Raw genomic sequence first — 3,953 nt, forward strand, 5'->3', positions numbered from 1 at the left:
GTGCTCCGACGAACCAGATGCTATCTTCTAAGTTTGCTTCAACTAAATCCCAAAAACAGGGATTCAGTCAAATCCCCATTAGAAACCGCATCTCCCGGTGATTCTTAATATAGGGTTAGTAGAGTGCTGCTAGTTGGATAAAATGTGCTTCGCAAACCAGCTTTTTCCGCTTAGTCCAATAACAGCCTTTAACGCAAAACCGGCGTTAAAGGCTGTTATTAAACTAATGCTCGAAAGCTAAACGGTTTGCTACGCACTCTACTTTCTTGTCCTATCCGCCACCTTCTGGCTTCTATCAATAAAGTCTTTGAACAACTTTCTTGAATCTTCGAAATGCTTGAAGATGTTTTCCGGATGCCACTGGACTGCCAGGATTTGGTCCGTGTTCACCGACTCAATTGCTTCAATCACTTGATCGTCTGCTCTGGCGGTTACTTTCAGATATGGAGCGACATCTTTGACCGCTTGGTGGTGCCTTGAGTTAACGTACGGGCGTTGGCCGATAATATCGTTTAGACGGCTGTCCGGGTCCACTGTGACATGATGGGAAGGCATGTTGCCAGGCGCCTCCTGAGAGTGCTTGAGGGTCGCATGCAGGTCCTGTGACAGATCTTGGTAGAGTGTTCCACCAAGACCGACGTTAATCAGCTGCATACCGCGGCAAATTCCCATGATGGCTTTTCCCGCCGTCACTGATTGTTTTAATAGCTCAATTTCAAATAAGTCACGTTTTAAATAAGTCATTCCCAGCTTTTGGAAAGGTTCCTCTCCGTAAAAAGTTGGGTCGACATCCGCGCCACCGAGGAAACAGACGCCATCAAACAGTGTCATATAATCGCGCACATCTTCGGGATTAACACTTGGAAAAATAACTGGAACCCCACCAGACTTAACGATTGCTTCGATTGCCGGTCGTGGTGCAAACGCGGCGTTTCTCTCGTTGATGACGTTCGTCGCTTCAGCAAGTGTGTCCGCAGGTAGTGCAATTCTTGGGCGCAATAAAATCCCTCCTCAAAATAATCACTTTACATATACTTTTGTTATTGTACTCCAAACCATTCAATTAAAGCGAAATTTTGAACGCTGCCAACTAAAAATCGCACTAGGCCTGGTCTTTATCTTTGTCAGGCTCCCAGCTGCCCTTAAACAATTCATGTTTCAAGTCATTCGCTGATAGTTTGGCGTGATTCTCAAATCCCTTAAATGGACGAATCGATTGCAGGGCTGATTGCTGGTAACGTTTGGCTCGGTTTAACGCGTAGTCTGTGAGCGATCCGTCCTTAATGTGGGTTAACAACTTGGCACTCGGCGTCGTCAACGGATTTTCCACCCGATCCTGCAGATCCTGAAGTTCTTCTTGGTATTCCGGTCCCAGTTGAATCCTATTGGCATACATTTCCAAGCTTTGAAGAAAGGCCCTTGCATTTGCTTGGTACTTCGAAACATCATTGGGGTGTTCTTCAGAGACGGCTTCATTCATCTTATCTGAACGGGCGATGACCTTTTGAACTTCGTCAGGATTCAGTGCCGGCGACATAATAAAGTAGCTGGCTAACAATCGGATAAAACGTAGCGTATTGGTTCGAATCCCCACCGAACTGCTGGGGTCAAGGTCGAGCATCCGCAATTCAAGGTAATTAATCCCCGTTTTAGGAAGCTCTTTGAGATGACTGTTACCCTTAAAACGCACGGCGCCGTGAAATTCATAATCGGAAATCAGCTTGCCATCCGCTACGCCCTTTTCAATTCGGTCGACGTAACGCTGAACGTTGGTGTAATCCCCGGTAAATGGATTTCCAAATCCATGGGAACTTTGACGAATACTCCGGATAGGCTTCTTTGGGCCCTCACCAGATTTGAAGTAGTTGGCTTCAGCAATTGGGCTGGCACCAAATAGATATGTAATGACCCATCGGTAACGTAAAAATCCCTGTGCAACTTTTGCGTACAAATAATTTTGAAGTTCAACTTTTGATTTGAATCGATCGCCCATTTGATCCAGCACTAATTCGAAGACGTGGGGATCAATGCTCAAGTTAATGTGGGCACCACAAGGCGTTCCTGCCGAAAATCCGTGGCGTTTGACCCATTCTTTGAGGTAGGCTTCTTTTTCAGGACCCATCTTAGCCAACGGAATGGCGGATTTGTCCTTAGGTAAACGCGGTGGCATGGATAACGGCCACAATAATTCACCTGGTGATAGGGCTGATCTGAGTGCGTTATTGATACTAAACAAATAGTGCATGGCATCTAACGCGTGAGCGGCAGGTGGCGTCACTACCTCAGACATCGTTTCCAAAAAATCATTGGTGATCCAGGGATTGGTTTGTTCGTTTCCAGCCCCGGCAGGATACGGTTCCTGGCTGAAGTTCCCGTTTTCATCAACCCGCTGCATTTCAATTTCCAAGCCCATCGTAAAATCCGAGGTCTTGGCCACAGCCTCATTATCGAATATTAACTGACCGATTTCGCTAAACATAGCATTCCTCCTTAGTCTGATTAATTAAAATTTGATGATAATTGATGTCAAAATACTAACACTATAATGCGTTGTAAGCAATGACTTTAGTGTTATCAATCAAAGATTTGTGCTAAAATTGTTTTATTTAATCTGATTCTAATTTAGAGGTGAAATCATGAGTATCTTCGTCAAGCTGGGTTGGTATTTCAAACGGGAATGGAAAATCTACCTGGTCGGATTGTTTGGCCTGCTGCTGACGGCGCTGGTGGGAATCGTTCCACCACGGATTATCGGAAACTTGGTTGACTCAATTCACAACGGTAAGTTAACCGCAAAATACCTGGCATTTTTATTGATTGTCTTAACAATTGTTTCCTTTGCCCAATATGGTGCCCGGTACTTATGGCGAACGGCAATTTGGGGTGAGGCAGCAAAGCTTGAAAAGGTTTTGCGGAACCGGCTATTTTTCCATTACACCAGTATGGATCATGAATTCTTTCAACATTACCGGACCGGTGATTTAATGGCCCATGCAACCAATGATTTGTCAGCGATTCAGCGGGTTGCCGGTGGTGGCATTCTCCAGTTTGCCGACTCCATGATTACTGGGGGAACGACGCTGATTGCCATGGTTACCCTAATTGATTGGCGATTAACGTTAATTGCCATTTTACCGTTTCCATTATTGGCTGTGATGGCGCGTTGCTTGGGAACGAAAATTCATTTTGCATTTAGAGATTCTCAGGCCGCGTTTTCACGACTGAATAACAAGGCTGAGGAAAGTATTACCGGAATCAAGGTCATTAAAGGTCTCGGCCAGCAAAAAGAAGACATGCAGGACTTTGATAACCAGGTTGCGCGGACCATTAATATCAATCGACGGGTTAACTTGTTGGATTCGATGTTTGATCCAATGACGACCATGATTATTGCCTTGTCGTATGTCATTACCATTGTTTATGGTGGTTATTTAGTGACTAACGGGACGATTACGATTGGTTCGCTGGTCTCGTTTGTTTCATACCTGGCCATGATGATCTGGCCAATGTTTGCGATCGGGATGCTGTTCAATACACTGGAACGTGGAAATGCCAGTTACGATCGGGTTATGGACTTGATTAATCAAAAAAGTAAAGTGATTGATGATCCTAATGGGGTGGCGACTTCTCCCAAGGGGGAGCTTGACTATGACGTTAAGCGGTTCTCGTATCCTGGCGATAAGCGGCTGGCTTTGCAGGACATCGATTTTAAGGTGCCGGCTGGAAAAACAGTTGGTCTGGTTGGTAAAGTTGGTTCGGGTAAAAGTACCATTCTCAGACTGATTTTACGCCAGTTTGATAATTATGAAGGCACCATTAAATTTGGCGGCATTGACATCAAAAAATACAAGATGGACGCCTTGATTCCAGCGATAGGATACGTGCCACAGGATACTTTTCTGTTTTCGGAAAGCATTCGAGAAAATATCCGTTTTGCCCGGCCAAGCGCGACA

General features: G+C 45.1%; 3 protein-coding genes. 1 reads left to right on the top strand and 2 read right to left on the bottom strand.

What is annotated here, in order from left to right; all coding sequences use genetic code 11:
• Positions 1 to 258: 258 nt before the first annotated feature.
• Together AB3112_RS09130 and AB3112_RS09135 are read right to left on the bottom strand one after the other, a co-directional pair.
• On the bottom strand, positions 259 to 999 hold the full coding sequence (locus AB3112_RS09130; RefSeq protein ID WP_057910824.1) for a gamma-glutamyl-gamma-aminobutyrate hydrolase family protein: 741 nt from the start codon (positions 997 to 999) through the stop codon (positions 259 to 261).
• Positions 1,000 to 1,102: 103 nt separating this feature from the next.
• Positions 1,103 to 2,479, bottom strand: a complete 1,377-nt coding sequence (locus AB3112_RS09135) for a glutamate--cysteine ligase (RefSeq protein ID WP_084973465.1) — start codon at positions 2,477 to 2,479, stop codon at positions 1,103 to 1,105.
• 157 nt (positions 2,480 to 2,636) lie between these two features.
• Between AB3112_RS09135 and AB3112_RS09140 the strand changes: the two genes are divergently transcribed.
• On the top strand, positions 2,637 to 3,953 hold a 1,317-nt coding region (locus AB3112_RS09140), incomplete at its 3' end, for an ABC transporter ATP-binding protein (RefSeq protein ID WP_367334344.1).

It is taken from the genome of Lentilactobacillus sp. (assembly GCF_040773105.1).
Classification (GTDB): domain Bacteria; phylum Bacillota; class Bacilli; order Lactobacillales; family Lactobacillaceae; genus Lentilactobacillus; species Lentilactobacillus parabuchneri.